General features: G+C 71.4%; 23 protein-coding genes and 2 pseudogenes. 12 read left to right on the top strand and 13 right to left on the bottom strand.

Features of this window, described 5'->3' with window-relative positions:
• Window positions 1–23: 23 nt before the first annotated feature.
• On the bottom strand, window positions 24–752 hold the full coding sequence (locus ACFV8T_RS27615) for a TetR/AcrR family transcriptional regulator C-terminal domain-containing protein (protein WP_385332447.1): 729 nt from the start codon (window positions 750–752) through the stop codon (window positions 24–26).
• 254 nt (window positions 753–1006) lie between these two features.
• Between ACFV8T_RS27615 and ACFV8T_RS27620 the strand changes: the two genes are divergently transcribed.
• Together ACFV8T_RS27620 and ACFV8T_RS27625 are read left to right on the top strand one after the other, a co-directional pair.
• A complete protein-coding gene (locus ACFV8T_RS27620) occupies window positions 1007–2506 on the top strand; it encodes an MFS transporter (RefSeq protein ID WP_385332534.1) in 1500 nt (499 codons plus the stop codon).
• A 232-nt stretch (window positions 2507–2738) separates the two neighbouring features.
• Window positions 2739–5348 (top strand): hypothetical protein, encoded by a 2610-nt coding sequence (locus ACFV8T_RS27625; protein WP_385332450.1) that lies wholly within the window; start codon window positions 2739–2741, stop codon window positions 5346–5348.
• 78 nt (window positions 5349–5426) lie between these two features.
• Here ACFV8T_RS27625 and ACFV8T_RS27630 read toward each other — a convergent pair whose 3' ends face one another.
• Together ACFV8T_RS27630 and ACFV8T_RS27635 are read right to left on the bottom strand one after the other, a co-directional pair.
• Window positions 5427–6827, bottom strand: a complete 1401-nt coding sequence (locus ACFV8T_RS27630) for an NAD(P)/FAD-dependent oxidoreductase (protein WP_385332453.1) — start codon at window positions 6825–6827, stop codon at window positions 5427–5429.
• A gap of 99 nt (window positions 6828–6926) precedes the next feature.
• Entirely contained in the window at window positions 6927–7601 is a 675-nt protein-coding gene (locus tag ACFV8T_RS27635; RefSeq protein ID WP_385332456.1) for a rhomboid-like protein, read from the bottom strand.
• Between the two features lie 110 nt (window positions 7602–7711).
• Here ACFV8T_RS27635 and ACFV8T_RS27640 point away from each other — a divergent pair.
• The 3 genes and pseudogenes from ACFV8T_RS27640 to ACFV8T_RS27650 form a co-directional block, all read left to right on the top strand.
• Window positions 7712–7990: pseudogene (locus ACFV8T_RS27640) on the top strand (hydroxyurea phosphotransferase); the annotation flags it as partial.
• A 76-nt stretch (window positions 7991–8066) separates the two neighbouring features.
• Window positions 8067–8546, top strand: a complete 480-nt coding sequence (locus ACFV8T_RS27645; protein ID WP_385332459.1) for a GNAT family N-acetyltransferase — start codon at window positions 8067–8069, stop codon at window positions 8544–8546.
• 80 nt (window positions 8547–8626) lie between these two features.
• Window positions 8627–9307, top strand: coding sequence for a pentapeptide repeat-containing protein (locus ACFV8T_RS27650; RefSeq protein ID WP_323180102.1), 681 nt, complete (start codon window positions 8627–8629; stop codon window positions 9305–9307).
• A 28-nt stretch (window positions 9308–9335) separates the two neighbouring features.
• Here ACFV8T_RS27650 and ACFV8T_RS27655 read toward each other — a convergent pair whose 3' ends face one another.
• Genes ACFV8T_RS27655 through ACFV8T_RS27665 form a run of 3 tightly spaced genes read right to left on the bottom strand, consistent with a single transcriptional unit; the run spans window position 9336 to window position 11761 of the window.
• Window positions 9336–9833, bottom strand: coding sequence for a hypothetical protein (locus tag ACFV8T_RS27655; RefSeq protein ID WP_124717226.1), 498 nt, complete (start codon window positions 9831–9833; stop codon window positions 9336–9338).
• Between the two features lie 45 nt (window positions 9834–9878).
• On the bottom strand, window positions 9879–10508 hold the full coding sequence (locus ACFV8T_RS27660; RefSeq protein ID WP_385332463.1) for a response regulator: 630 nt from the start codon (window positions 10506–10508) through the stop codon (window positions 9879–9881).
• Window positions 10505–11761 carry a sensor histidine kinase gene (locus tag ACFV8T_RS27665; RefSeq protein WP_385332466.1) on the bottom strand — a complete coding sequence of 419 codons (1257 nt, stop codon included), beginning with the start codon at window positions 11759–11761 and terminating at the stop codon, window positions 10505–10507. The genes ACFV8T_RS27660 and ACFV8T_RS27665 overlap by 4 nt, the downstream gene beginning before the upstream one ends.
• Window positions 11762–11984: 223 nt before the next feature.
• On the opposite strand from ACFV8T_RS27665, the pseudogene ACFV8T_RS27670 reads away from it, so the two are divergent.
• From ACFV8T_RS27670 to ACFV8T_RS27685, 4 genes and pseudogenes are all read left to right on the top strand, one after another.
• Window positions 11985–12535: pseudogene (locus ACFV8T_RS27670) on the top strand (heme-binding protein).
• Between the two features lie 50 nt (window positions 12536–12585).
• Window positions 12586–13182, top strand: coding sequence for an ankyrin repeat domain-containing protein (locus ACFV8T_RS27675; RefSeq protein ID WP_385332469.1), 597 nt, complete (start codon window positions 12586–12588; stop codon window positions 13180–13182).
• A complete protein-coding gene (locus ACFV8T_RS27680; protein WP_385332472.1) occupies window positions 13179–13457 on the top strand; it encodes a hypothetical protein in 279 nt (92 codons plus the stop codon). Before ACFV8T_RS27675 ends, ACFV8T_RS27680 begins: the two co-directional genes overlap by 4 nt.
• Before the next feature lie 45 nt (window positions 13458–13502).
• Window positions 13503–14906, top strand: a complete 1404-nt coding sequence (locus tag ACFV8T_RS27685; protein ID WP_385332475.1) for a M1 family metallopeptidase — start codon at window positions 13503–13505, stop codon at window positions 14904–14906.
• A 30-nt stretch (window positions 14907–14936) separates the two neighbouring features.
• Here the strand turns inward: ACFV8T_RS27685 and ACFV8T_RS27690 are convergent, their stop codons facing one another.
• Both ACFV8T_RS27690 and ACFV8T_RS27695 read right to left on the bottom strand, forming a co-directional pair.
• Complete coding sequence (locus tag ACFV8T_RS27690) at window positions 14937–16517, bottom strand: M4 family metallopeptidase (protein WP_385332477.1); 1581 nt, start codon at window positions 16515–16517, stop codon at window positions 14937–14939.
• A 332-nt stretch (window positions 16518–16849) separates the two neighbouring features.
• On the bottom strand, window positions 16850–17425 hold the full coding sequence (locus ACFV8T_RS27695) for a TerD family protein (protein ID WP_266416091.1): 576 nt from the start codon (window positions 17423–17425) through the stop codon (window positions 16850–16852).
• 183 nt (window positions 17426–17608) lie between these two features.
• On the opposite strand from ACFV8T_RS27695, the gene arfB reads away from it, so the two are divergent.
• Window positions 17609–18043, top strand: coding sequence for an alternative ribosome rescue aminoacyl-tRNA hydrolase ArfB (gene arfB, locus ACFV8T_RS27700; RefSeq protein ID WP_266416089.1), 435 nt, complete (start codon window positions 17609–17611; stop codon window positions 18041–18043).
• 48 nt (window positions 18044–18091) lie between these two features.
• On the opposite strand, the gene ACFV8T_RS27705 is transcribed toward arfB, so the two are convergent.
• Window positions 18092–18598 (bottom strand): flavin reductase family protein, encoded by a 507-nt coding sequence (locus tag ACFV8T_RS27705; protein WP_385332480.1) that lies wholly within the window; start codon window positions 18596–18598, stop codon window positions 18092–18094.
• A gap of 403 nt (window positions 18599–19001) precedes the next feature.
• Here ACFV8T_RS27705 and cdgB point away from each other — a divergent pair, with 403 nt between their 5' ends.
• Together cdgB and ACFV8T_RS27715 are read left to right on the top strand one after the other, a co-directional pair.
• Window positions 19002–20645 carry a diguanylate cyclase CdgB gene (gene cdgB, locus ACFV8T_RS27710; protein ID WP_385332482.1) on the top strand — a complete coding sequence of 548 codons (1644 nt, stop codon included), beginning with the start codon at window positions 19002–19004 and terminating at the stop codon, window positions 20643–20645.
• Window positions 20646–20797: 152 nt separating this feature from the next.
• Window positions 20798–21787 carry a carbohydrate-binding protein gene (locus ACFV8T_RS27715; protein WP_385332484.1) on the top strand — a complete coding sequence of 330 codons (990 nt, stop codon included), beginning with the start codon at window positions 20798–20800 and terminating at the stop codon, window positions 21785–21787.
• 73 nt (window positions 21788–21860) lie between these two features.
• Here the strand turns inward: ACFV8T_RS27715 and ACFV8T_RS27720 are convergent, their stop codons facing one another.
• The 4 genes from ACFV8T_RS27720 to ACFV8T_RS27735 all read right to left on the bottom strand — a co-directional run bounded on the left by ACFV8T_RS27720 (window position 21861) and on the right by ACFV8T_RS27735 (window position 26005).
• Window positions 21861–22712: a ketose-bisphosphate aldolase gene (locus tag ACFV8T_RS27720; RefSeq protein ID WP_385332487.1), complete on the bottom strand. Its 852-nt coding sequence runs from the start codon at window positions 22710–22712 to the stop codon at window positions 21861–21863.
• Window positions 22713–22773: 61 nt separating this feature from the next.
• Window positions 22774–23748 (bottom strand): 1-phosphofructokinase family hexose kinase, encoded by a 975-nt coding sequence (locus ACFV8T_RS27725; RefSeq protein WP_385332490.1) that lies wholly within the window; start codon window positions 23746–23748, stop codon window positions 22774–22776.
• Between the two features lie 170 nt (window positions 23749–23918).
• Complete coding sequence (nagA, locus tag ACFV8T_RS27730; protein WP_385332493.1) at window positions 23919–25073, bottom strand: N-acetylglucosamine-6-phosphate deacetylase; 1155 nt, start codon at window positions 25071–25073, stop codon at window positions 23919–23921.
• On the bottom strand, window positions 25073–26005 hold the full coding sequence (locus ACFV8T_RS27735; protein ID WP_385332496.1) for an ROK family protein: 933 nt from the start codon (window positions 26003–26005) through the stop codon (window positions 25073–25075). Before ACFV8T_RS27735 ends, nagA begins: the two co-directional genes overlap by 1 nt.
• Between the last annotated feature and the right edge of the window lie 119 nt (window positions 26006–26124).

Below are 26124 nucleotides of genomic sequence, written 5' to 3' on the forward strand. Positions count from 1 at the left end.
GCCGCCGGTGACGGTGCTCGTGGTCAGTGCGCTCGGGGCGGGAGCCGCAACGCCAGTCCGTCGAGGACGACTTCCAGGCCGTACGTGAACTTGGAGTCGCGGATCTCCTCGGGGGCGGTCTCCGCGGAGGCGGTGAAGGTGCCGGCGAGGTGGTCGTGCTCGGCCGCGGCCTGCTGGGCGGCGGGCATGAGGCGGGACATGAAGTCGGCCTCGGTCTCGCCGGAGCGGGCGACGGTGGTGAGCCAGGCCGCCTCGGTGGTGCTCATGCCGATGACATAGGTCATGACGGTGTCGATCGCGCGGCTCGGCTCGGGGAAGCCGACGGCGGTGAACAGGGCGGCCAGCCGTTCGGAGAACGACATCAGGTTGGGGCCCAGGTAGGCGAGGCCCGCCTGGCCGAGGACCGAGGCCAGCCAGGGGTGGTGCAGGGCGGTCGAGCGGAAGGACCGGGCGGCCTCGGTGGCAGCGGCGCGCCAGTCCGGGCTGTCGGCGGGGGGCACCGTGATCTCGGCGAAGACCTCGTCCACCGCGAGCTCCATCAGCTCGTCCTTGGTCGCGACGTGCCGGTAGAGGGAGGTCGCGCCGGCGTTCAGGCGGGCGCCGAGCTTGCGCATGCTGAGCGCCTCGATGCCGTCGGCGTCCAGCATCACGATCGCCTCGCGGACGATCGCGGCCCGGCTGAGCGCGGGCTGGTCGGGCTCGCGCTGCTGTCGCGTCCACACGGACGGGATCGGGGTGGTCCTGGCTGCCATGACGTCTCCTCCTTGATGGTGCGCGGAACTCGGGGTGCGCGGAACTCGGGGTGCGCGGAACTCGGCGGTGTCCGGCGCTCGGCGGCGCGTGGAGCCCGGTGGCGCCTGGTGCTCGGCGGTGAGGCGAAGTGCGTACACCGTTCGCATCGAGCGTACATGAGGGATGGTTGCGCACGCCGTACTCATCTGCGTACAGTGTTCGCATCGAAGGAACGGTGTGCGCAACCCGAAGGGAAAGCCTCATGGAGACCGTCATGGAGACCCGTAATCCACGCCGCTGGTGGATCCTGATCGTGCTGTGCCTCAGCTCGCTGGTCCTGGTGGTCGACAGCATGGCGCTGACCGTCGGGGTGCCGGCGATGACCGAGGACCTCGGTGCGAGCGCCCAGGACACGCAGTGGATCCTCGACTCCTACATCCTGGTCTTCGCCGGGCTCCTGCTCACCTCCGGCAGCCTCGGCGACCGGTTCGGCCGCCGGAAGATCATGATCATCGGGCTGCTGCTCTTCGGGGCGGCGTCGCTGGCCGCGACCTTCTGCACCAACCCCGGTGAAGTGATCGCCGCCCGGGTCACGATGGGCGTCGGCGGCGCCCTGATCATGCCGTCGACGCTGTCGATCCTCATCACCGTCTTCGACGAGCAGGAACGCAACAAGGCGATGGCGGTGTGGAGTTCGGTGGCGATGCTCGGCCTGGTCGGCAGCCCGGTGCTCGGCGGTGTGCTGATCGACCACTTCTCCTGGCACTCGATCTTCTTCATCAACGTTCCGGTCGTCGCGCTGGCCGTCCTCGCGGGTCTCACCCTCATGCCGGAGTCGAAGGGGCCGTGGCAGAAGGCCGACCCGCTCGGCGCGGTGCTCTCCGCGGCCGGTATGACCGCCCTGGTCTGGTGGATCATCGAGATCCCGCAGCACGGTGCCTTCGGCGGCCGGTCCGCGATCACCCTGGCCGTCGCGGTCGTCGCCCTCGTCGGGTTCGTGGTCTGGGAGAACGTCACCGCCGCGCCGATGGTGCCGCTGGTCCTCTTCAAGCACCGCAACTTCAGCGGCGGTTCGCTCTCGCTGACCCTCGTGCAGATCGGCAACGGCGGCCTGCTGCTGGTCTTCACCCAGTACCTGCAGTTCGTGCTCGGCTACTCGCCGGTCAAGGCGGGTCTGGCGTTCGTACCGCTGGCCGTCGCGGCGCTGATCGGCAACTTCGTCGGCACCGGACTCGCCGCGAAGACCGGCAACCGCATGCTGGTGCTGGCCGGGATGATCGTCATGGCCGCCGCCTTCGGGCTGCTGACCTCCGTCTCGCCCGACAGCGGCTTCACCCTCCCGGCGGTCGCGCTCGGTCTTCTCGGCCTCGGCGCGGGCCTCGCGATGCCGGCCGCGGTCGGCGCGCTGATGGGCACCATCCCGGCGGAGAAGGCGGGCGTCGGCTCGGCCCTGAACGACACCATCCAGCAGGCCGGCACCGCACTCGGCATCGCGATCCTCGGCTCGCTCCTGTCCAGCGGCTTCGCCCGCGAGATGCCCGCCGACGCACCCGGGCAGGCGAAGCGCTCGATCACCGACGCGCTGTCCCTGGCCCACGGCGACACCGGCCTGGTCCGGGCCGCCCGGGAGGCCTTCACCTCCTCGATGTCGACCACCTTCACCATCAGCGCGATCGGCGTCCTGGCCGCCGCCGTCCTGGCCGCCCTGGTCATGCGCGACACGAAGCCCGAGCCCGCCCCGGCCCCGGCGGAGGGCGCCGAGCTCGTCGCCTGAGCCTCATGAAGAAGGCCGGTGCCCCGGGAGGGCGCCGGCCTTCTTCCGTTCCCGGCTTTGGTTCGGTCGTGCGACCGGGCGACCTGGCGATCCGTTCATGCGACCGGGCGCACCGTTCGGACCGTCCGCCGCCGTCGGCCATCATTCGGATGCGTACGCCGGAAGGAGGGAGGGCGGCGGTCGCGGGGCGTGTTACGTCCCGGCGCCGGGACGAGTCCCTACCTTGCCCGCCATGAGGCTCAGACATTTCGGTGCCCCGACCAGGAGTCGTGGCCGGCGTCGTGGACAGAATCGGCTGGGGCGGTTGGCCGCGGGCGGGCTCGGTGTGCTGGGGCTGGTGGCCGCCGGGCTGGGGCTGCCGGGGCAGACGGCCGCCGCGCAGCCCGTGGGCGTACCGCTGGTGGACGAGACGTTCACCGGGGCCGACGCCATCGCGGGGTTCGAGGCGTTCGGGCCCGCCTGCCTGACGGGTGCGCCCGAGGCCCCGGCGCCCGGTCCCGGCACCCATCCGCTCACCGGCTGCCCGGCCGGTGCGACCGGCCCCGTGCCGCCGAACAACGCCGCGCCGCACGGCTACCTCCGGCTGACCGACGCGTCCAACGACCAGTCCGCCGCGGTGCTCTACAACCACGCCCTCCCGGCCAACCAGGGGCTGGTCACGACGTTCGACCAGTGGCAGTACGGAGGTACGACCAACCCTCCGGCCGACGGCATCTCGTTCTTCCTCATCGACGGCGCCGCGTCGCTGACCTCGCCCGGGGCCTTCGGCGGCGGCCTGGGCTACGCGCAGAAGCTGCCCGACGACGACCCGGGCCGGACATTCCTGCCGGGCGTCAACCACGGCTACGTGGGGGTCGGCCTGGACGTCCTCGGCAACTACTTCGGTGACTGGGAGCACCGCGGCAACGGCTGTGCCACCCGTTCCCCGGCCGGTACGTTCTTCCGGATCCCGGCGCCCGGCGCGAACATGGTGACGCTGCGCGGGCCGGGCGACGGCACCGAGGGCTACTGCTTCCTCGATGCGACGACCAGCAACTTCTCGACGACCGGGCCCTGGCCCTCCACGCTTCCGGGGCAGTTGCAGGGACCGACCACCTCGGTGCCGCCGGACTCCACCCCGCAGGAGGCCGAAGCGCTGCTGGAGCCGTCGCGCCGCACGGTGACCGTCGAGATCTCCCCGTCGCCGAACCCGGTGATCACGGTCTCGATCGACTTCCACGACGGCAACGGCACCCAGCAGGTGCTGTCGACTCCGGCACCCCAGCCGGTGCCCAGCACCTACAAGTTCGGCTTCGCCGCGTCGACCGGACTGTTCACCGACGTCCACCTGATCCGGAACCTCAGCGTTCACCCGGCCGCCGCGCTGCCCCAGCTCAACCTGGTCAAGCAGGTCTCCCAGAATCCGCCGCCGCCGACCCCGGTGACACCGGGCACCAGGGTGCCCTACGAGTACGTGGTGACCAACAGCGGCAACGTCCCGCTGACGAACGTGACCGTGACCGACGACCGGGTCTCCGGCATCATCTGTCCGAAGACCATGCTCGCCGTGGGCGAGACGATGACCTGCACCGGCAGTTACACCGTCACCCAGGCGGACGGCACGGCCGGTTCGGTCACCAACACCGCGACCGCGCACGGGCAGGCCGACGGCACACCGATCCAGTCGCCACCCGACCAGGTCACCCTGGACGTCCGGTCCGGGCCCGGGGTCCGGCTGGAGAAGTCGGCCGACGACACCCGCGTGTACCAGGTCGGCGACGAGGTGACGTACACGTACACCGTCACCAACACCGGCCCCGAGGAGCTGACGGGGCTCTCGGTCGCAGACGACCGGGTGACGGGTGTGACCTGCGATTCGACCACGCTCGCCCCGGCCGGTCGGTCCGGTGACAGCACCACCTGCACCGGCACCTACCGGATCACGGACGCCGATGCCGGCCAGGGATCGGTCACCAACACCGCCACCGCGCACGGGCAGTCCGGCGGCACCGCGGTGGAGTCGGAGCCCGACGACGTGACCGTGCTGGTCGCTTCCGAACTGGGGCTGCGGCTGGAGAAGTCGGCCGATGACAGCCGTGTGTACCGGGCCGGCGACGAGGTGACGTACACGTACACCGTGACCAACACCGGCAACGCGGCGCTGACGGGCGTCGGGGTCACCGACGATCTCGTGCCGAACGTGACCTGCCGGGCGACGACGCTGGCCCCGGGGGCCGTCACCACCTGCGTCGGTACGTACACCGTCACCGCGGCGGATGCCGCGCGGGGGACGATCGTCAACGTGGCCGCCGCGCACGGGCGGTCCGGCTCCACGCAGGTGGTGTCGGAGCCCGACAGCGTCACGCTGCGGGCCGAGACCGAGCCGGGTCTGCGGCTGACGAAGACGGTGGACGACTCGCGCCACTACACGGTGGGCGACAAGGTGACGTACACGTACACCGTCACCAACACCGGTTCCCAGGAGCTGACGGGGGTCGCGGTCACCGACGACCGGGTGACCGGTGTGACCTGCGAGGCGACCACGCTCGCCCCGGCCGGGCAGTCCGGTGACAGCACCACCTGCACCGGCACCTACCGGGTCACGGCCGCCGACGCCAAGCGCGGCGAGGTCGTCAACCGCGCGGTGGCCACGGCCGAGAACGGGACCGTCCGGTCGAACCAGGACCAGGCGCGCATCACCGTCGCGAAGAAGCCGTGCGACGAGAAGCACGACAAGCACTGCAAGCCCAAGCCGTGCCACGACAAGCACTGCAAGCCCAAGCCGAAGCCGTGCCACGACAAGCACGACAAGCACTGCAAGCCGAAGCCGTGCCACGGCAAGGACTTCTGCCGCTCGATGTGACACGACCTCCACAGAGCTGACCGAACGAACCACGGGCACCCGCCACCACCCGGTGGCGGGTGCCCGTCCGTTTTCCGGTCAGTGCCGCCCCGCCAGCCGGTCCGCCACCTTCGCCACCGGGTCCGTGCCGGCCCGCGGCGAGGTGAGTTCGCGGCGGTCGGCGGCGCGGTAGGCGGCGTACATGCCGTGGACGCCGAACCAGCGGAAGGGTTCCGGCTCCCAGCGGCGGACCTTGTGGCCGACCCAGGGGAGGGTGGTCAGCTCGGTGGGACCCGACTGGCCGGAGTCCTGCTGGATCAGGTCGCGCAGGGTGCGGGCGGCGAGATTGGTGGTGGCGACGCCGGAGCCGACGTAGCCGCCCGCCCAGCCGAGCCCGGTGGAACGGTCCAGGGTGACCGTGGCGCACCAGTCGCGGGGGACACCGAGGACGCCGGACCAGGCGTGGTCGATCCGGGCGCCCGCGGTGCTGGGGAAGAAGCGGACGAGGATGTCGCGGAGGGCCTCGATGGTGGCGGGCTGGGTGCGGCCGTCGTTGTCGGTGCCCGAGCCGTAGCGGTACGGGACGCCCCGGCCGCCGAGTGCGATGCGGTCGTCGGCGGTGCGCTGGGCGTACATGTAGGCGTGGGCCATGTCGCCGAGGGTCTCGCGGCCGTCCCAGCCGATGGTGTCCCAGACCGACGCGGGGAGCGGCTCGGTGGCGATCATCGAGGAGTTCATGGGGAGCCAGGTGCGCCGCTGGCCCTTGAGGTTCGCGGTGAAGCCCTCGGTGCAGCGCAGGATGTACGGGGCGCGGACGGTGCCGTACGGGGTGCGCGCGTGCTTGGGCTCGATCTCGGTGACGGGCGTCGACTCGTGGATGGTGACGCCGAGCGCCTCGACGGTCGCGGCGAGCCCCTGGACGAGTTTGACCGGGTGCAGCCGGGCACCGTGCGGGGTCCAGGTGGAGCCGACGGCTCCGGTGACGTTGACGCGTTCGCAGGTCTCCCGGGCGCCGCGCAGGACGCGGTCCGTCTCGCCGAAGGCGATCTCGACGGAGTGGAAGTCCTTGAGCCTGGCCAGCTGCGCGGGCGTGTAGGCGACTTCGAGGACGCCGCCCTGATGGATGTCGGCGTCGATGTTCTCCTCGGCGGCCACCCGTACGACTTCGTCGACCGTCTCGTTCATCGCCTGCTGGAGCCGGACGGCGGCTTCGTGGCCGTGGAGTTTCGCGTAGCGGTCGCGGCCCGCGATGCCGTTGTACAGCCAGCCGCCGTTGCGCCCGGAGGCACCGTAACCGCAGAACTTGGCTTCGAGAACGGTGATGTTGAGGAAGGGGACGGCCTTCTTGAGGTAGTAGGCGGTCCACAGTCCGGTGTATCCGCCGCCGACGATGCAGATGTCGGCGGTGGCGTCGCCCGGCAGGGGTTCCCGGGCGAGAGGGGTGCCTCGGTCCGCGTACCAGAACGATATGCCGCCGTTGACGGTGCTGACGGTGCTCATGTTGCCTCTGCTTTGTCCGGTGTGAAGCCCTGGGTGGAGTGTTGCGTGAAGCGTGGTGCGAGGGTGTGCGCGAGGCCGCGTTTCCTCTGGGGCGGGACGTTACTGCGGAACGGGCGTTTTCGTCCTCTGCCGGGACCGGGTCAGTGGGTAGCAGGCGAGGCCGATGAGCACGGCGGTGAAGTGGCCGAGGTCGGTGAAGGAGCGGCCGGTGATGAGGGGGACGCCGTAGAAGACGAGGACGGCGAAGAGGTACACGAACCGCCAGTGCGGCGGGACGCGGTACGTGAGGACGGCGACGACCCCCGCGAGTGCGTAACTGACGCCGACATCGAGGGTGTTGGCAGCCGCGGGTGGTACGTGTCCGTGCCGGATCGCCCAGGCCAGGACGCCTTCGCTGGCGAGGGAGGCGAGAACGTGTGCCAGGACGGCGACGGTGAGCCAGCGCAGGGTGCCGAGCCAGCGTTCGGCGGGGGCGTGGAAGACGGTGTACAGGAGGGCGTAGGGGATCCACTGGCCGCCGCCGATCCAGAAGGCGCTGGCGAACAGGACGCGCAGGGGGTCCTCGGTGAGTTCGTGGATGTTGGTCGAGCGCTGGCGCAGAAAGTCCTCGTCGAAGTCCGGTGACATCTGGTGGACGATGACCGTGGTGACGAAGAGCGCGGACAGCCAGACGTAGGTGCCGGGCGCGCTGCGGATCCATGAGCCGACGCTGCGGATCCACGAACCGGCGACGGTGCGGTGCCGGGTGGGCGGTGCGGGGCTGCTCGGAGTCATATCCGATTGACGCACGGCCCTGGGACCGTCGGCGTGATCGACATTCCGGACGGGCTGATCGCCACCCGGTCCAAGTACAACGGCGATGCCGGGCGGGCATTCCTGGCGGCGCTGCCGGGGCGGGCCGGTGGGTGGCCATCGACCCGAAGCCACTGGTCGGCGATCCGGGCTTCGAGCTGCTGCCGGCCCTGGTCAACCGGTTCGGTCCGGCGGCGGTCCGGTGGCGGTTCGATCTGCTGACCCGGGTGCTGGGCCTGGACCGGGAGCGGGCGCCGGCCTGGACGCTGGGGCGGCTGCTGCAGAACGCGTTGTGGGACGTGTCGGACGGCCGACGGCGGCTGGACCCGAACCAGGCGGAGATCGCACGGCAGTTGCTGGGCCGGAGCTGACCGGCGCGGAACGGGCGGTGCCGCCGGGTGAGGGGGTGGGGCGGGCGGGGGACATGCCCCTGTTTACGCTGCCCCCATGATTCGTACCGCTGTCCCCGCCGATGTCCCCGTCATCCACGCCATGGTCCGTGAGCTGGCCGACTACGAGAAGGTTCTGCACGAGGCGAACGCCACCGAGGAGCAGCTGCACGAGGCACTGTTCGGCGAGCGGCCCGCCGCGTACGCGCACATCGCCGAGTCGGACGACGACGGCGAGGTCGTGGGCTTCGCGCTGTGGTTCCTGAACTTCTCCACCTGGCGCGGGGTGCACGGCATCTACCTGGAGGACCTGTACGTACGCCCGGAGCGGCGCGGCGGCGGCCACGGGAAGGCGTTGCTGACGGAGCTGGCGCGGATCTGTGCGGAGCGCGGCTACGAGCGTCTGGAGTGGTCGGTGCTGAACTGGAACGCCCCGTCCATCGCGTTCTACGAGTCGCTGGGCGCGCGGCCGCAGGACGAGTGGACGGTGTACCGGCTGACGGACGAGGCGTTGGCGGAGCTCGGCGGTCAGCGGTAGGCGGAGGCGGGCCCGCCGTCCCGGTCCCGTGCGCAGCGGCGCGAGGAGCGTTGTCAGTGGCATGGGTCACGATGGAGGGCATGGCACGCAGCAACAGCAGGAAGACGGACACCATCGCGGCGGCTCGGCGGCCGGAGGTGCGGCTCCCCCCGCTCGTCCCGTACGACGGCGAGGGCCTGGAGCCGGACGGGGACTACGACGGAGTGCGGTTCGAGGGGACGGATCTCGCGGACGAGTCGGGTCCGGGAGCCCGGTTCATGGACTGCGCGCTGGACGGCTGCGCGCTGGACCGCACGGAGCTGATCAGGGCCCGCTTCATCGACTCGGTGCTGACGGGCGTACGGGGCGTGGGCACCGATCTCGCGGGGGCGTCGCTGCGTGACGTGGAGGTGGTGGACGCCCGGCTGGGCGGGGTGCAGCTGCACGGCGCGGTGCTGGAGCGGGTGCTGGTGCGCGGCGGGAAGATCGACTACCTGAATCTCCGGAAGGCCCGGCTCAAGGACGTGGTGTTCGAGGGCTGTGTGCTGTCCGAGCCGGATTTCGGCGACGCGCAGCTGGTGCGGGTGGAGTTCCGCGACTGTGTGCTGAAGCGGGCCGACTTCAGCTCCGTCCGGATGGAGTCGGTGGACCTGCGCTCGGTCGCGGAACTGGACATCGCGCGTGGGGTGGAGCGGCTGGCGGGCGCGGTGATCAGCCCGGCGCAGCTGATGGAGCTGGCGCCCGCGTTCGCGGCGCAGATCGGGGTGCGCGTGGAGGCGTAGGACCCTTTCGCGAGGACCGGGGCCGGGTTCAGATACGGGGGAAGCGGGCCTGGAGGTCCCAGATCACGGGGTTGTCGGCGAGGCCCTCGTGCATGTCGGCGAGGTCGGCGATCAGATCGTGCAGGAAGTCGCGGGCCTCGCGGCGCAGCAGCGAGTGGCTGAAGGTGAGCGGGGGCTCCTCGCCGGGCATCCAGTCCGCCTCGACGTCGACCCAGCCGAAGCGGCGCTCGAAGAGCATCCGGTCGGACGATTCGGTGAAGTCCAGCTCGGCGAACTGCTGCCGGTGCGAACGGTTGCCGCGCGGGTCCTGGTCGATCTGCTCGACGATGTCGCACAGCGCCCATGCGAAGTCGAGCACCGGCACCCATCCCCAGGCTGTGGACACCTCGCGGTCCTCCTTGGTGTCCGCGAGGTAGACGTCCCCGGAGAACAGATCGTGCCGCAGGGCGTGGACGTCCGCGCGGCGGTAGTCGGTCTGCGGGGGATCGGGGAAGCGTCGGGAGAGGGAGTAGCCGATGTCGAGCACGCTTCGATGGTGTCATGCCCGAGGGGGCGTCGGCACCGAGAGGCCCTACGGCAGCAGCCGCTGCTCCTTGGCGACGGCGACGGCGCCCGCGCGGGTGTCGACGCCGAGCTTGTCGTAGATCCGGCCGAGGTGGGTCTTGACCGTGGCCTCGCTGATGAACAGGGCGCGGGCGATGTCGCGGTTGCCCAGGCCCTGGGAGAGCTGGGCCAGGATGTCGAGCTCGCGGTCGGTGAGGGTGGGCAGGGGCTTGCGCATCCGGGCCATGACGCGGCTGGCCACCGGCGGGGAGAGCGTGGTGCGGCCCTGGGCGGCCGAGCGGATCGCGGCGAAGAGCTCCTCGGGGCGCTCGGCCTTCAGCAGATAGCCGGTGGCGCCCGCCTCGATGGCGCGGGTGATGTCGGCGTCCGTGTCGTACGTGGTGAGGACCAGCACATGGACGCCGGTGGCGGCGATGCGGCGGGTGGCCTCGACGCCGTCGATGCCCTGGCCGAGCTGGAGGTCCATCAGGACGACGTCCGGGGTGAGCTTGGCGGCCAGGGCGACGGCCTCCTCGCCGCTGCCGGCCTCGCCGACGACCTCGATGTCCGGTTCGCTGCCGAGGAGGGCGAGCAGACCGGCGCGTACGACGACGTGGTCGTCGCAGAGCAGGATGCGTACGGGCGGCGTCGCGGTCATGCGAGGTCCTCCGGGGTGGTCGGCGGGGTGAGCGGGACGGCGGCGGACAGCACCGTACCCTCGCCCGGCGCCGACTCGATCGTCAGCGTGCCGCCGAGCTGGTGCAGCCGGGCCCGGATCGCGGGCAGCCCGTGACCGCGCACGCTGCCGGTGGCCCGGGTGGCTTCGGCGGGTGCGAAGCCCTGTCCGTTGTCGGCGATGTCCAGGACGACCCGGTCGTCGAGGTACGTCAGCGTCAGCGCCGCCTCCGTCGCGTGCGCGTGCTCCTTCACATTGGCCAGGGCGCCCTGCGCGATGCGCAGGAGCGCGGACTGCACCCGGTCCGGCAGCGCGGTGTGCCCTTCCCCCTCCACATGGCAGCGGACGGTGAGCCGCCCCTGCCCCTGTGCCGTCTCGCGGGCGGCCAGCGCGTGCAGGGCCGCCTCCAGGCCACCGCCCTCCGCGAGATCGGCGGGCGCCAGGTCGTGGACGAAGCGGCGGGCCTCGGCGAGATTGCGTTCCGCGATGCCGGTGGCCGTACGGACATGGCGGCGGGCGGTCAGCGGGTCGGCGTCCCAGGTGCGGTCGGCGGCCTGGAGCAGCATCTGCTGGCTGGAGAGGCCCTGCGCCAGGGTGTCGTGGATCTCCATGGACAGCCGCTGGCGTTCGGCGAGGGTGCCCTCGCGGCGCTCGGTGGCGGCCAGTTCGCGGCGGGTGCGCAGCAGGTCGTCGATGAGTTCGCCCTGCCGCTCGGACAGTTCGCGCTGACGCCCGGCCTGGCGCTGCATATGGACGAAGACCGCCGTCGCGACCGCCGCCACGGCGGGCGGGGCGAGTACCAGATTCGGGTCGAAGCCCTCGGCCAGCCGCAGTTGCGCGGCGACGACGAACAGGGTGAGCAGGGCGACGAGCGCGAGCGCGGCGCGCGGCGGGAGGATGCGCAGCCCGGTGAAGAAGAGCGGCACCGCGCACCACGCGAAGCTCGGCGCGAGGACGACCAGCACCATCCACACGGCGACCAGCACCCCCAGCCACACCAGGGAGCGCGGTGTCGGACGCGAACCGAGCACCGGCCCGAGCACGTACAGCACGGCGAGGGCGACGGAGAGCGCGATGATCCACGGGGTGCGGGCCTCGCCGGGGTGGCGCAGCAGGAAGCGGGTGAGCGAGGCGCCGAGCAGCAGGAAGAACGCGGCGTGCATCAGGAGCGTGAGCCACCGGGCGTCCGGGTCGCCGGTCCGGTGCGGTGCGGCGGATGGGGTTCGGTGCTTCACCTCGTACCTCTCGCTCCTCACCGTCAGCGGCACCGCTGACCTGCACGGATACGTCCATGGTCACCCCGGATGACCACCGTCGCATCAACCGATCGGCTGATGGGGCCGTCGACCGTCCCGCGCGCGGCGTCGAGCCGGTCCGTCGACCGTACGGGGCCGGGTCCGGCCGGAGGATCGATGACGGAGCCGAACACGCTCACCCACCGCTGCTGAGGAGCCCACCATGAAGAAGCTGTCGCTGCGCGCCCGTGTCCTGACCGGTGCCGCCGTCGTCGCCGCCGTCGCGGGCACGTTCGGAGTCGCCTCCGCCAGCGCCTCCACCCCGGCCGCCGCGCCCGCCGCCGTCCAGGCCGACGCCGCGAACCGCAACCTCCAGCAGACCACCCACCTGACCGTGGCCGCCGCCACCAAGGCCGCCCAGGCGACCCTGGACGCCGCGAAGAAGGAGAACCAGCGCGTCTCCGTCGCCGTCGTCGACCGCACGGCAACACCGTCGTGACGCTGCGCGGCGACGGCGCCGGCCCGCAGGCCTACGAGTCGGCCGTGAAGAAGGCCTACACCGCCGTCTCCTGGAACGCCCCCACCTCCGAGCTGACCAAGCGCCTGGCCCAGGCCCCCACCCTGAAGGACATCCCCGGCACCCTGTTCCTCGCGGGCGGTGCCCCGGTGCAGGCCAAGGGCGCACCGGTGGCGGGCATCGGGGTGGCCGGCGCCCCGAGCGGCGACCTCGACGAGAAGTTCGCCCAGGCCGGCGTCGCCTCCCTCGCCAAGTAGGCGTCGAGCAAGCAGAGCAGGCCCGGCAGGCCGAGCGACAGGAGTACGACATGAACGCCCTCGATCGACAACTGCTCGACGCCGCACTCACCGGCGACACCGACCGGGTGCGGACCGCGATCGAGGGCGGTGCCCGGGTGGACTGCCGCGACGAGGAGCTGCGCACCCCGCTGCTCCTCGCCGTCCACGGCGACCACGTCGAGGCCGCCCGGCTGCTCGTCGCGGCGGGCGCGGACCCCGACGCACAGGACCGGCGCGAGGAGAGCCCCTGGCTGGCGACCGGAGTCACCGGCAGCGTCCCGATGCTGCACGTCCTGCTGCCGGCCGGCCCCGATCCGAAGCTCCGCAACCGCTTCGGCGGCATCGCGCTCATCCCGGCGAGCGAGCGCGGCCACGCCGCCTACGTACGGGAGCTGCTCCGGGTCACCGACATCGACGTCGACCACGTCAACCGGCTCGGCTGGACGGCCCTGCTGGAGGCCGTGATCCTCGGCGACGGCGGCCGGGCGCACCAGGAGGTCATCGAGCTCCTGCTGGCGGCCGGTGCGAGCGTGGACCTGCCGGACGCCGACGGGACGACCGCGCTGGAGCACGCGGAGCGCCGCGGCTTCGCGGAGATCGCCGCGCGGCTGCGGGACGCCCGGTGAACGCGCGCCGCGCGGTGCTGGCGCCGGCCGCGGCGACGGTCCTCGCGGGCTGTGCGAGCGGTACGCCCGCCGCCCCGGCCGCGCCCCGTACGCCGGACAGCGCACCGGCGGCCCCGGCCCCGTCGCAGTCCCCGTCCGACGACGGCCGTACGGCGTACGTCACCGAGGGCTTCACCCGCGACGGGTACGGCATCACCGTCGTCGATCTCACGGGCAGGAAGCGACCGTTCGAGGTGATCGCGGGCGCCCGCCCGCTGGGGATCGCGGTCCTCTGAGCCGATATCCCGCCAACCGGGCATTCCGTGCCTAGGATCGCCGGTGTGGATCAGCGAACACCTGTACGCCGCACGGCCCGCGCCGCCGCTCTCGTCCTGCTGGTGCTGACGACGTCCACCGGCTGCACCGGCGGGGTCGAGGGCAGGCCCGGCGGCTCCGGCCTGCGCGATCCGTACTTCCCGAAGCTCGGCAACGGCGGCTACGACGTCACGCACTACGACCTCGCGCTCGATGTCGACCCGGCCGCCCACCGGTTGCGCGGCACCGCCACGATCACCGCGCGCGCCACCCGGGACCTCAGCGCCTTCGACCTCGACCTCGTCGGTCTCACCGTGGACTCCGCGACCGTCGACGGCCGTCCCGCCGCCGTCAACCGCGCCGGGCAGGAGCTGACGCTGCGTCCCGACGCGGCGAGCCGGCTGCGCAGGGGCAGCACCTTCCGCACGGTCGTCCGCTACTCGGGCTCCCCGCGGACCCTCACCGACCCCGACGGGTCGCGGGAGGGCTGGCTGAGGACCGCGGACGGTTCGGTCGCGCTCGGCGAACCGACCGGCTCGATGGCCTGGTTCCCCGGCAACAACCACCCGAGCGACAAGGCGTCGTACGACATCGCCGTCACCGTCCCCGCGGGGCTGACGGCGGTGTCCAACGGGGAGCTGACCTCCCGGCGGACCTCGGGCGGCACCACCACGTACCGCTGGCACACGGCCGAACCGATGGCGACCTATCTGGCGACCGTCGCCATCGGCCGCTTCGACACGAAGGAGTCGACGATGGCGGACGGCATCAAGGTGTTCACCGCCGCGGACACGACGGTGGCGGCGGACAGCGCGCGGATTCTCGCCCGGGTCCCCGAGGTCGTGAAGTGGGAGGCGGAGCGGTTCGGCCCGTACCCCTTCTCCGCCACGGGCGCGATAGTCGGCCGCACCGGGGACGCCGGCTACGCCCTGGAGACCCAGAACCGGCCCTTCTTCCCCGGGCCGCCCGACGCCGGGCTCCTCGTCCACGAGATGGCCCACCAGTGGTTCGGGGACTCCGTCACGCCCGACAGCTGGCGGGACATGTGGCTGAGCGAGGGCTTCGCGACGTACGCGGAGTGGCTGTGGGAGGCCGACAAGAACGGCAGACCGGTCCAGGGCCGGTTCGACGCCGCCTTCGAGGACGACGACAACTGGGCTTTCCCGCCGGCCGATCCGCCGACGGCCGCGGACATCTCGCAGGCGCCGGTGTACGGGCGCGGGGCGATGGTCATCCACAGGATCCGGCAGGCCGTGGACGACGACAAGCGCTTCTTCGCGCTCGTCAGGGGCTGGACGAAGGCCCATCGGCACGGCAACGCGTCGACCGCCGACTTCACCGCCTATGTGGAGAAGACGACCGGGCAGGACCTGACGGAGCTGTGGAACACCTGGCTGTACGGCAGGAGCCGGCCCGCCTCGAAGGACTGACCGGCTCCCGTCGGAGTGCTGCTGTTCGGACTACTTCACGTTGACGCCGCCCCAGGCGGCCTGGACCGCGGTGAGCTCGGCGCTGTCCGCGCCGTACAGGTCGGTCGCCGCCTTCTCGGTCGCCTCACGGGCGCCCGCGTAGTCGGTGGTCGACGTCATGTACTCGGAGAGGGCCTTGTACCAGATCTGGACGGCCTTGTCCCGGCCGATGCCGGTGACGGTCGAGCCGTCGCTGGTCGGGGAGTCGTAGTCGACCCCGTTGATGGTCTTCGCGCCGCTGCCCTCGGACAGCAGGTAGAAGAAGTGGTTGGCGACGCCGGAGGAGTAGTGCACGTCGAGGTCGCCGACGCTGCTGTCCCAGTAGTCGGCCGAGCCGCCGTCCTTGCTCGGCTTGTCCATGTAGCGCAGCGGGGAGCCGTCGCCGTTGATGTCGATCTTCTCGCCGATGAGGTAGTCGCCGACATCCGTGCTGTTGTCGGCGGCGAACTCGACCGAGGTGCCGAGGATGTCGCTGGTCGCCTCGTTCAGGCCGCCGGACTCGCCGAAGTAGTCGAGGTTGGCGGTGGACGCGGTCAGGCCGTGGCTCATCTCGTGGCCCGCGACGTCGAGGGCGGTCAGCGCGCTCTTGTTGTCGGCGCCGTCGCCGTACGTCATGCAGAAGCAGCTGTCGTCCCAGAACGCGTTGACGTACGCGTCGCCGTAGTGGACCCGCGAGTACGCGGCCTTGCCGTCACCGGCGATGCCGTCGCGGCCGAACGCCGACTTGTAGAAGTCCCAGGTCTGCGCGGCGCCGTAGGCGGCGTCGACCGCGGCGGTCTGGCGGTCGTTGCCGGTGCCGTCGCCCCAGGTGTCGTCGTCGTCCGTGACGAGGGCACCGGTGCCGCTCTCGCCCTGGTTGAGGTCGTACGTCTTGTGGCCGCCGCGGTCGCCGTCGGTCAGCTCGAAGCCGGAGCCGGCCGCGGTGGTCGACAGCTGGACCTCGCCGCTGTACTGGCTGTTGCCGACGCCGGTCTCGACCGCCTCGTAGCTCTGGAGCTTCTTGCCGGTGATCGCGTCGGTGATGGTGTGCACCCGGCTCGGCGTGCCGTCCTTCTGCACCCCGGTCTTCACCGTCTCCAGGGCGAGGACGGGCTTGCCGGAGCCCGCCCAGATCACCTTGCGGGCGGCGGCCGCGGTCTTGATCTTCGGCGTCGTGGAGGGCACGGATATCCGGGCCTTGGTCGCCTTGGTGACGCCCTTGAGCTTTCCGCCGGGGGCGGTGTGGGTGACGAGGTCGCCGCCGAGCACGGGCAGCCCGTCGTAGGTGCGCTCGTAGCGGGTGTGGACGGTGCCGTCCGCGTCCTTGATCACATCGCGGACGATCAGCTTCTCCTTGCCGCCGAGCCCGAGCGAGTCGGCGGTCGAAGTGACCTCGCTCTGTGCGGACTTGATGGCGGCGTTGCGCTGCGAGGCCTTGTTCGCGCTGAAGGGCACGGCGCTGTGAGTGGCGGAGGGACCGTCATTGCCGTTGTCGGGCGCGGCGGTTGCCGCACCGGTCTGCATGCCGACGACGACCATCGCGGCCACGGCGGCCAGGGCTGCGGCGCGACGGGTGTTCATGTGGGGGGTCATGCGCTCTCCGTTGCTCGTTCCGTGGGGGGTTACGAGCCGAGAGCGTGCCATCGAATGACCGACATTGACGGAGCACTAACAAATACCTCACATTTATTTGACTACTTCTTGTCCGAATGGAATACACAAGTGTTCGTTAATCGGCGGGAGTTGGGCGTAGATGTCCGGTGACACCGCATACGGGGTGTTCTGCCCCTGCCCCTGCCCCTGCCCCTGCCCTGCCTCTGCTCCGGCGGTGCGTGTGCTCCGGCCGTGCACCCGCCCGGCCGCGCACACGCAAAAGCCCCCGGCCGCAAGCAACGGCCGGGGGCTTCCGTGGTCGTGCCCGTGCGTCAGAGGTTGACGCCGAAGTCCTGGGCGATGCCGCGCAGACCGGAGGCGTAACCCTGGCCGACCGCGCGGAACTTCCACTCCGCACCGTTGCGGTACAGCTCGCCGAAGACCATGGCGGTCTCGGTGGCGGCGTCCTCGCTCAGGTCGTAGCGGGCGATCTCGACGCCGCCGGCCTGGTTGATGATGCGGATGAACGCGTTGCGCACCTGGCCGAAGTTCTGGCTGCGGGTCTCGGCGTCGTAGATCGAGACCGGGAAGACGATCTTGTCGACGTCGGCCGGCAGGCCCGCCAGGTTGACGTTGATCTGCTCGTCGTCGCCCTCGCCCTGGCCCGTGACGTTGTCACCGGTGTGGACGATGGTCTGGTCGGGCGTCGACTTGTTGTTGAAGAAGACGAAGTGACCGTCGGAGACGACCTTCCCGGCCGGGTTGACCGCGATGGCCGAGGCGTCGAGGTCGAAGTCGGTGCCGGTGGTGGTGCGGACGTCCCAGCCGAGGCCGACCGTGACGGCGGTCAGGCCCGGGGCCTCCTTGGTGAGGGAGACGTTGCCGCCCTTGGACAGGCTTACAGCCATGGGAAGTCCCTTTCATCGTCGATTGCGGGCTTCATGCCATCACGAAGCTACCGTCACAGGCCATAACGCGGACAAGGGACCAGGAGGTTCCTGATCCCTTTACTTTCTTTACCGAAGTCCCCCGGTCGGACGGCCGGCCGGTACGGCAAAAGAAGGTGACGAACACCCTCCGCTCCGGGGAACATGGGTGTCATGTCCGGGCCCTATGTCATCCGCGGTTCGGTCTCCCTGCCGGAGGCCGAGCTCATGTGGCGTTTCTCGCGGTCCTCGGGACCCGGGGGGCAGCACGTCAACACCAGCGACTCCCAGGTGGAGCTCCGCTTCGACCTCGCGGCGACCGAGTCGCTTCCCGAGGTGTGGAAGGAGCGGGCGCTCCAGCGGCTGGAGAGCAGGCTCGTCGGCGGGGTGATCGCGGTACGCGCCTCGGAGCACCGCTCCCAGTGGCGCAACCGCGAGACGGCCCTCGTCCGGCTCGCCTCCCTGCTCGCCGAGGCGACGGCGCCGCCCCCGAGACCGCGCCGCAAGACGCGGATCCCGCGGGGCATCAACGAACGCCGGCTGCGCGAGAAGAAGCAGCGCGGCGACACCAAGCGCGGCCGCTCCGGCCGCGACTGGTGACGGACCGGTTCTCCCGCCCGGGGCCCGGCGGCCGGTCCCCGGCCGTCCTCACCCCAGTCGGCGGTAGCGCCCCCGGAAGTACGTCAGCGGCGAACCGTCCCCGCTGGGCAGGGACGCGCTCAGCACCCGCCCGATCACCAGCGTGTGGTCGCCCGCCAGGACCCGCTGCTCGGTACGGCACTCCAGCGTGGCCAGCGCGCCGCCGATCAACGGCGCGGCGGTGACCTCGCCCCGGGTATAGGGGATGTCCTCGAACAGCAGCCGGTCGCTGATCCGGCCCTTCATCGCGAACCGTCCGGCGACGTGCCGCTGGCTCTCGGCGAGCACGGACACCGCCCACAGCGGCTGCTCCGACAGCAGGTCGTCCATCCGGGAGTCGTTGCGCAGACTGACCATCACCAGTGGCGGGTCCAGGGACACCGACATGAAGGCGGTTGCCGTCATACCGACATCCTCGCCGCGTCCGTGCTCGTCCAGCGGCGGCTCCTGGGCGGTGATCAGTACGACACCGGCGGCGAGCCGGGCGAGGGCGCCTCGGAACTCATCGTTGCTCACCCCCTCAGCATGGGGGACGGGCCGGGAACGCGGGGCGGGGGTCGTCGTCTGCAGCACATCGGGCACGCTAGCCGCGGAGCGCGTGCCTCCGCATCGGGCCAAGGGACCAGCCGGGTCCTAGGACCCGTGGTCCATCGCGGACGCGGCGCCGCGACGCAGGGGTCCGCGTGGCGGATCGGCGTCACGGACCGGCGTTCGGATTTGCGTTCAAGAAAAGGACGGGGCGGATCCGTACGCCACTCACAACCCTTTACCATCTGTTGTGACTTGAGTCACAGAGTGCAATATTTGTTGACCCTGTGTACCGGCTGCACAGCTCACTGTGATTCAGTTGCCGTGACACTGCAGTAAGTACGTCGATATGAAACCTGGAGTGCTGTCGAGGTCTCGGGGAGTGCGAGCAATGGAGGCCGAGTCGGAGCCGTACGTCCGTCTTGCGACGATGCGGCAGCTGCACCAGGCCGTGGCCGATCTCAACACGGCGCGGAGCCTGGCCGACACACTGCAGACCGTGGCCGACGGAATCGTCACCGGTCTCGGCTACGAGCTGGCCTGCGTGAACCTGGTCCGCCCCGACGGCGATCTCGTGGTCGCCGCCTTCGCGGGCAACAGCGCGGCGGAAGCCCTGATCACCGGCCGGGTCGGCTCGCGTGCCTCCTGGGAGCGCCGGCTGACGATGGGGCAGGCCTGGGACGAGCTCCGTTTCATACCGCACACCGACGGCTGGGTCCTCCTCGACGACGACGTACCGCAGTGGCACACCGACGGGCCGGATCCCCGTTTCGAGGACGAGTGGCACCCGCAGGACCGCCTCTACGCCCCGATGTACGCCTCCGGCGGCGGCCCCGATCTGCTGGGCGTCATCTCCGTGGACCGCCCGCGCAACGGCCGCCGCCCCGGCGCCTGGGGCCGCGAGGCCCTCCAGATGTACGCGTCGCAGGCGGCCATCGCGATCAGCAACGCCCGGCTCCGGGCAAACATGCAGCGGGCGCTGGTCCGCCTCGAACGGGAACAGCAGGCGCTGCGGGCCAGCGAGGAGTCCTTCCGCCAGGCCTTCGAGTACGCGCCCAGCGGCATGGCCATCGCCGAGATGGGCGGCGACCAGCACGGCCGGCTGCTGCGCACCAACGACGCCCTGTGCCGGCTGCTCGGCCGTCCCGCGTCCGTGCTGCGCCGCTACTCCTTCGCCGACCTCGTCCACCCCGAGGACATCGGCACCCTGCTGCGCACCTCCGCCGAGGGCGGGCGCGCCGAGCTGCGCCTGGGGCGGCGGGACGGCACCTATCTCTGGGTCTCGCTGCGCAACTCCGTCGTCGCCGACACCGCGGACGGCCCCCGCTTCCTGCTCACCCACGTCGAGGACATAGAGGAGCGCAAGCGCCACGAGCTGCATCTCGCGCACCGGGCCTCGCACGACGCGCTCACCGGCCTGCCCAACAGCGCCGAGCTGCGCTCCCGGCTGGGCGCCCGGCTCTGCGAGCGCCCGAACGCGGCGGCCACCACCCCGGTGGAGGCGCTGGACGCGGCCTACGGCGACGTCGACGATCAGGACGCGCGGACGCACGGCTACGAGGTGGACCAGGCACCCGGCGGCCCGTACGACCACCATGTGCACGCCGTCGCACCCGACACCGAGCACGACGACGGGGCGAAGGGGCTCGCGGTCCTCTTCTGCGACCTCGACGGCTTCAAGTCGATCAACGACCGCTTCGGCCACCACACCGGTGACGCCGTGCTGATCGAGGTCGCCCGCCGGCTCACCACCTGCGTCCGCGACGGCGACACCGTGGCCCGGCTCGGGGGTGACGAATTCGTCGTCCTCGCCGACGGACTCGGCGACGCGGACGCCGCGGACCTGGCCGTACGCCTGCGTAACGCCATCATTCCGCCGATTCGGGTCGACGGCAGGGCGGTGCGGGTGGGGGCGAGCTTCGGCATCGGCTGGGCCGCCTGCGGCATGACCGCGGAAGAGGTGCTGCGCTCCGCCGACCAGCGGATGTACGTGGAGAAGCGGTCGCGCTCGAAGGTTCACCGCAGGGCAGGCTGACGTTCATGGCGGCGCCTTTCCCGGGCTCCGCCGCCGTTCCGGTACCGGCGACGGCAATTCTTGGTGAGGGCCGTTCGGGGTAGGCTCGGCCGGTCGGCCACGGCTGGCACTATTCGGCGACGGCTGGCGACATGGTGAGGAGTGACCCAGGGATGACGGCCGGGAACAACGGCGCAAACACGCCCGAGGACGACGATCCGTTCGGCTACCTGTACGAGGACGGACAGGCAGCGGGCGCCCAGCCGCCGCGGCAGGGCGGCTACGGCTACCCCCCGGCGGCTCCGCAGCCCGGCGTGCCCCGGACCTCGTACAACCAGGTACGCACCGTCGGCGAGCGTCAGTACGGCCAGCAGGTGCCGCAGCAGCAGGCGTACGGCCAGCAGCAGGCGTACGGCCAGCAGCAGGCGTACGGCCAGCCGAACGCGCAGTACGCCGCCCCGGAGACGTACCCCGGCGGCGCACCCACCACGCAGGTCCAGCAGCAGGGCGGCCGCGGCCGTCCCGGCGGCCCCGGCAAGGGCGGTCCGAACACCAAGGGCCTGCTGATCGGTGCTCTCGCGGTGGTCCTGGTCGTGCTCATCGGCATCGGTGCCGCGCTGATCACGGGCAACGGCAACAAGGACAAGAAGAAGGAGGAGGCCACCTCCTCCGCCGGTCCCGGCGGCCAGGTCGAGGAGTCCCCGAAGCCCGAGCAGTCCGCCAGCTCCGAGGCCCCGGTCGAGCTCCCCAAGCAGGACGCGGCGACGCTGAAGCTCGGCGGCACGGCCCAACTGGACAACGCGACCAAGGGTGCCAAGAGCTCCAACGGCCAGTACATCAACCTCAACGAGGTCGGCCGGTCGGCGACCTGGTCGGTCGAGGTGCCGAAGGCCGGTCCGTACACGCTGTTCGTGACGTACGGAGTGCCGGGCAAGGATGCCAAGACGTCCCTGACGGTCAATGCCGAGGCGCCCCGCGAGATCAGGATGAAGAACTTCGCCGAGGCCCCTGAGGGCGATCTGGAGAAGGGCTGGACGACCACGTTCTCCTGGATGCAGCTCAACAAGGGCCCGAACACGATCACGATCTCGTGCAACGAGGGTGACCAGTGCGACGCCAACCTGGATCAGCTGTCGCTGAAGGCCGGTCACGTGAAGCGCTGACCATCCCTGGACGCACTCCGGCCCCCTCGCCTCCGGGCGAGGGGGCCGGATCGTTCTCCGGGCGCGGAGCGGGTCAGCCCATCAGCGCGAGGAACCCCGCCACCGTCCCCGCCATCGCCTCGCGCCCGGGGGCGATGTACTTCCTCGGGTCCACGCCCGTGGTGTTCTCGGCCAGGTACGCCCGTACCGCGCCGGTGAACGCGGTGTTGAGGGCCGTGCCCACGTTGATCTTGACCATGCCGGAGGAGGCGACCGCCTGGCGGATCTCCTCGTCCGGGACGCCGCTGGAGCCGTGCAGCACCAGCGGGACCGGGACGGCCTCGCGCAGGCGGCCGATCAGCTCGTGGTCCAGGGCGGCGGTGCGCTCGGTCATGGCGTGCGAGGAGCCGACCGCGACGGCCAGCGCGTCCACCCCGGTGTCGCGGACATACGCGGCGGCCTCGGCAGGGTCGGTGCGGACGCCCGGGGCGTGGGCGTCGAGCGGGGCCTCGCCCTCCTTGCCGCCGACCTTGCCGAGCTCGGCCTCGATCCAGATGCCGCGCTCGTGGCCCCAGGCCACCGCCTCGGCCGTGGCCCGCACGTTCTCCTCGTACGACAGCTTGGACGCGTCGAACATGACGGAGCCGAAGCCCTCGGTGTGCGCCTGGTGCAGCAGCTCCACGGACTCGACGTGGTCGAGGTGGAGGGCGAGCGGGGCGTCCGAGGCGCGGGCGACGGCGGCGGCCGCGGCGGCGATGGCGCAGAGCCGTCCGCCGTGGAACTTCACGGCGTTCTCGGAGATCTGGAGGATGGCGGGTGCTCCGGCGCGCTCCGCGCCGGCCGCGATGGCCTCCGCGTGCTCCAGCGTGATGACATTGAAGGCGGCGATCCCGCGTCCCTCGGCCTGGGCGGCGGAGACGAGTTCACCGGTGCTGACGAGCGGCATGCTGACCTCTTGCTACTTCATTTCGAACCGCGATCGGGCGGGTCGGGACGGGCGCGGCCTCTCAGGCCGCCGGTGCGTGTTCCTCGATGCCGACGCGCGGCAGCAGCTCCTCGTACGCCGCGCGGTCGAAATCACCGGCCGTCGGGGAGAGCACGGTCGCCGTCGACAGTGCCACCGCCCGCCGCAGCCGGTCCGGCCAGCTCAGCCCCTCGACGAGGCCGGACAGCAGCCCGGCCACCGCGGAGTCGCCCGCGCCGGTCGGATTGCCCAGGACCTTGGCGGGCGGCGTCGCCTGCCAGCTGCCGTCGGGGGTGACCGCCAGCATGCCGTCCGGTCCCAGCGAGGCGATGACTCCGTGCGCGCCGCGGCGGCGGGCGTCGCGGGTGGCGCGCATCGGTTCGCGGGAGCCGGTGAGCTGGGCGAGCTCGTCGGCGTTCGGCTTGATCAGGTCGGGGCGGGCGGCGATGCCGCGGCGGAGCGGTTCGCCGCTGGTGTCCAGGAGTACGGGGACACCGGCGGCGCGGGCCGACCGGACCAGTTCGGCGTAGGCGCCGACGTGGATGCCGGGCGGCAGGCTGCCGCAGAGCGCGACGGCGTCGGCCCCGGTGAGGAGCTCCTCGTACCGGCCGAGGAGGGCGGCCCATTCGTCGGCGCTGACGAGCGGGCCGGGTTCGTTGAGCTGGGTGGTGTCGCCGGTGGCCCGGTCGACGACGGCGATGGTGCGGCGGGTGTTCCCCGCGACGCTGACGAGAGCGTCGGTGATCGGCGCGGCGGCGATCGGTGCCGGGGAGTCCGTACCGGTCTCCCGCGGCGGCAGGCCGGCCAGCAGCTCGCGGAGCACTGCTCCGGTGGAGCCTCCGGCGAAGCCGGTGACCACTGTTTCGTGGCCGAGGGCGGAGAGCACCCGGGCCACGTTGAGTCCCTTGCCGCCGGGTCGCTCGGACATGTCGCTGACGCGGTGGCTGGCGTGCGGGACGAGTTCCGGGACGCCGTACGTCAGGTCGAGTGCCGTATTCAGTGTGACCGTGAGGATCACCGCGGCCGCTCCCTCGATCCCTGCTCCGAAGCGCGAAACCGTGGACGGAATGCGCTTTCTCTGGCTGTTTTCCAGGCGATCATGCCAAAGAGGTGGCGGTCGGCCCAGACCTCGGGACCAACCGCCGTCTCTTCGTTACGTATTCGACTCCCTGTCAATAACGGGGCAGATCAGCCGATCCGGGGCGCTTTGATCCATTCGCCCTTGCGCATGACGCCCTTGAGCGCGAAGTCCTCGTCCAGGACCACCAGGTCCGCGTCCTTGCCCGGCTCCAGCGAGCCGACCCGGTCGTACACGCCGAGCAGCCGGGCCGGATTGGCGGAGATGGACCGCACGACATCGCCGACCGGGATCCGGTCGATGGTCACGGCCCGGTGGAACGCGGTGTCCAGGGTGAGCGTGGAGCCCGCGATCGAGTTGCCCTCGACCAGTCGCGCGACGCCGTCCCTGACCTCGACCGCGAGCGGGCCGAGCTGGTACAGGCCGTCGCCGAAGCCGGCCGCGTCCATGGCGTCGGTGATCAGCGCGACGCGGTGGGCGCCCGCGTGGTGGTAGGCCAGCTCCAGGGTCGCGGGGTGCAGATGCGTGCCGTCGTTGATCAGCTCGACGGTGATCCGCTCGTCCTCCAGCAGCGCCGCGATCGGTCCGGGCTCGCGGTGGGCGAACGGCGGCATCGCGTTGAAGAGGTGCGTGGCGACGGTGGCGCCCGCGTCGATCGCCTCGACGGTCTGCTCGTACGTGGCGTCGGTGTGCCCGATCGCGGCGATGACGCCGTGCTCGGCGAGCAGCCGCACCGAGTCGATGCCGCCCGGCAGTTCGGTGGCGAGCGTGAACATCTTCGCGGTGCCGCGCGCCGCGTCCATCAGCTTGCGGACCTCGGCCGGGTCCGGGTGGCGCAGCAGGTCCTCGCTGTGCGCGCCCTTGCGGCACGGCGAGATGAACGGCCCCTCGAAGTGGATGCCGGCCAGGTCGCCCTGCTCCACCAGCTCGGACAGGACACCGGCCCGGTGGGCGAGGAAGTCCATCTCGCCGGTGACCGTGGAGGCGACCAGTGTGGTGGTGCCGTGCTCGCGGTGGGTGCGGATGCCGGTGAGGACCTCGTCCACGGTGCCGGAGGTGAAGGACGCGCCGCCGCCGCCGTGGTTGTGCATGTCGACGAAGCCGGGGACCACCCAGTGGCCGCTCAGGTCGACGGTCGGTGCGCCCTCCGCCGTGGAACCGGCGATCCGGGTGCCCTCGACGATCACCCGGCCGTTCTCGACGATCCCGGTGGGAAGCACCACCCGGGCACCTGCGAGAACTGTGCTGTCTGCGCGTCCGGCCATCAGGCGGATACCTCCGTGGAGAGAAGATCCCAGGCGAGCAGCCCTGCGCCCAGGCATCCGGCGGTGTCCCCGAGGGCCGCCGGGACAATGTGGGGCAGCTTCTGGAACGTGACGCGTTCCTCGACGGCCGCACGGAGTGGTCTGAACAAGGTTTCCCCGGCCTCGGCGAGACCGCCACCGATGATGAGGGAGCGCGGGTCGAGCAGCGTCAGCGCGGTGACCAGTCCGGCGGCGAGCGCGTCCACGGCGTTCTGCCAGACCTGTACGGCCGCGGGGTCGCCCGACTCGACGGCCTTCGCGCAGTCCGCCGCGTCCGCCTCCGGGTCGCCGGACGCGGCGGCCCAGGCGCGGCTGACGGCGCCGGCGGACGCCAGGGTCTCCAGACAGCCGCGCTGTCCGCAGCCGCAGTCGGGCCCGTCCGGCCGGACCACGATGTGCCCGATCTCGCCCGCGTACCCGTGCGCGCCCGCCTCGATCGTGCCCGCGATGCCGATGGCCCCGGCGATGCCGGTGCCCAGCGGGATGAAGAGGAAGCGGTCGGCACCCTTGCCCGCGCCGATCCGGCCCTCGGCGAGCCCCCCGGCGCGTACGTCGTGGCCGAGCGCGACGGGGACACCGCCGAGCCGCTCGCCGAGCAGTTGCCGCAGGGGTACGTCGCGCCAGCCCAGGTTCGAGGCGTAGACCGCGATCCCGTTCTCGGCGTCGACGATGCCGGGCACGGCGACGCCGGCCGCGACGGCGCTCTCGCCGAGGTGCTCCTCGCCGTACGCCCGCAGATCGGCGGCGAAGCCGAGGATCGACTCCACGACGGCTTCGGCGCCGCGCTCTCTGTTGGTCGCCCGCCGCGCCTCGTACAGCAGGGTGCCGTCGGCCCCGACCAGTGCGGCCTTCATTCCGGTGCCGCCCACATCGAGGGCGATGACGTGTTTCACGGGAAACAGTTTCGCCCGAGGAGGCAAAAAGGTCTAGTCCACTATCCCGGTTTGTTGCGGATCCATACAAAATCGCGCCCGCGGATTCACGGGACGGGAGCGGCAACGGGAACCGGGCC

The sequence above is a fragment of the Streptomyces sp. NPDC059832 genome (genome assembly GCF_042731715.1).
In the GTDB taxonomy this organism is placed as follows: domain Bacteria; phylum Actinomycetota; class Actinomycetes; order Streptomycetales; family Streptomycetaceae; genus Streptomyces.

Bases quoted from the DNA above. Each gene is read 5' to 3' on its own strand.
- ACFV8T_RS27615 (WP_385332447.1), bottom strand. From the start codon at position 752: ATGGCAGCCAGGACCACCCCGATCCCGTCCGTGTGGACGCGACAGCAG.
- ACFV8T_RS27620 (WP_385332534.1), top strand. From the start codon at position 1,007: ATGGAGACCCGTAATCCACGCCGCTGGTGGATCCTGATCGTGCTGTGC.
- ACFV8T_RS27625 (WP_385332450.1), top strand. From the start codon at position 2,739: ATGAGGCTCAGACATTTCGGTGCCCCGACCAGGAGTCGTGGCCGGCGT.
- ACFV8T_RS27630 (WP_385332453.1), bottom strand. From the start codon at position 6,827: ATGAGCACCGTCAGCACCGTCAACGGCGGCATATCGTTCTGGTACGCG.
- ACFV8T_RS27635 (WP_385332456.1), bottom strand. From the start codon at position 7,601: ATGACTCCGAGCAGCCCCGCACCGCCCACCCGGCACCGCACCGTCGCC.
- ACFV8T_RS27645 (WP_385332459.1), top strand. From the start codon at position 8,067: ATGATTCGTACCGCTGTCCCCGCCGATGTCCCCGTCATCCACGCCATG.
- ACFV8T_RS27650 (WP_323180102.1), top strand. From the start codon at position 8,627: ATGGCACGCAGCAACAGCAGGAAGACGGACACCATCGCGGCGGCTCGG.
- ACFV8T_RS27660 (WP_385332463.1), bottom strand. From the start codon at position 10,508: ATGACCGCGACGCCGCCCGTACGCATCCTGCTCTGCGACGACCACGTC.
- ACFV8T_RS27675 (WP_385332469.1), top strand. From the start codon at position 12,586: ATGAACGCCCTCGATCGACAACTGCTCGACGCCGCACTCACCGGCGAC.
- ACFV8T_RS27690 (WP_385332477.1), bottom strand. From the start codon at position 16,517: ATGACCCCCCACATGAACACCCGTCGCGCCGCAGCCCTGGCCGCCGTG.
- ACFV8T_RS27695 (WP_266416091.1), bottom strand. From the start codon at position 17,425: ATGGCTGTAAGCCTGTCCAAGGGCGGCAACGTCTCCCTCACCAAGGAG.
- arfB (WP_266416089.1), top strand. From the start codon at position 17,609: ATGGGTGTCATGTCCGGGCCCTATGTCATCCGCGGTTCGGTCTCCCTG.
- cdgB (WP_385332482.1), top strand. From the start codon at position 19,002: ATGGAGGCCGAGTCGGAGCCGTACGTCCGTCTTGCGACGATGCGGCAG.
- ACFV8T_RS27715 (WP_385332484.1), top strand. From the start codon at position 20,798: ATGACGGCCGGGAACAACGGCGCAAACACGCCCGAGGACGACGATCCG.
- ACFV8T_RS27720 (WP_385332487.1), bottom strand. From the start codon at position 22,712: ATGCCGCTCGTCAGCACCGGTGAACTCGTCTCCGCCGCCCAGGCCGAG.
- nagA (WP_385332493.1), bottom strand. From the start codon at position 25,073: ATGGCCGGACGCGCAGACAGCACAGTTCTCGCAGGTGCCCGGGTGGTG.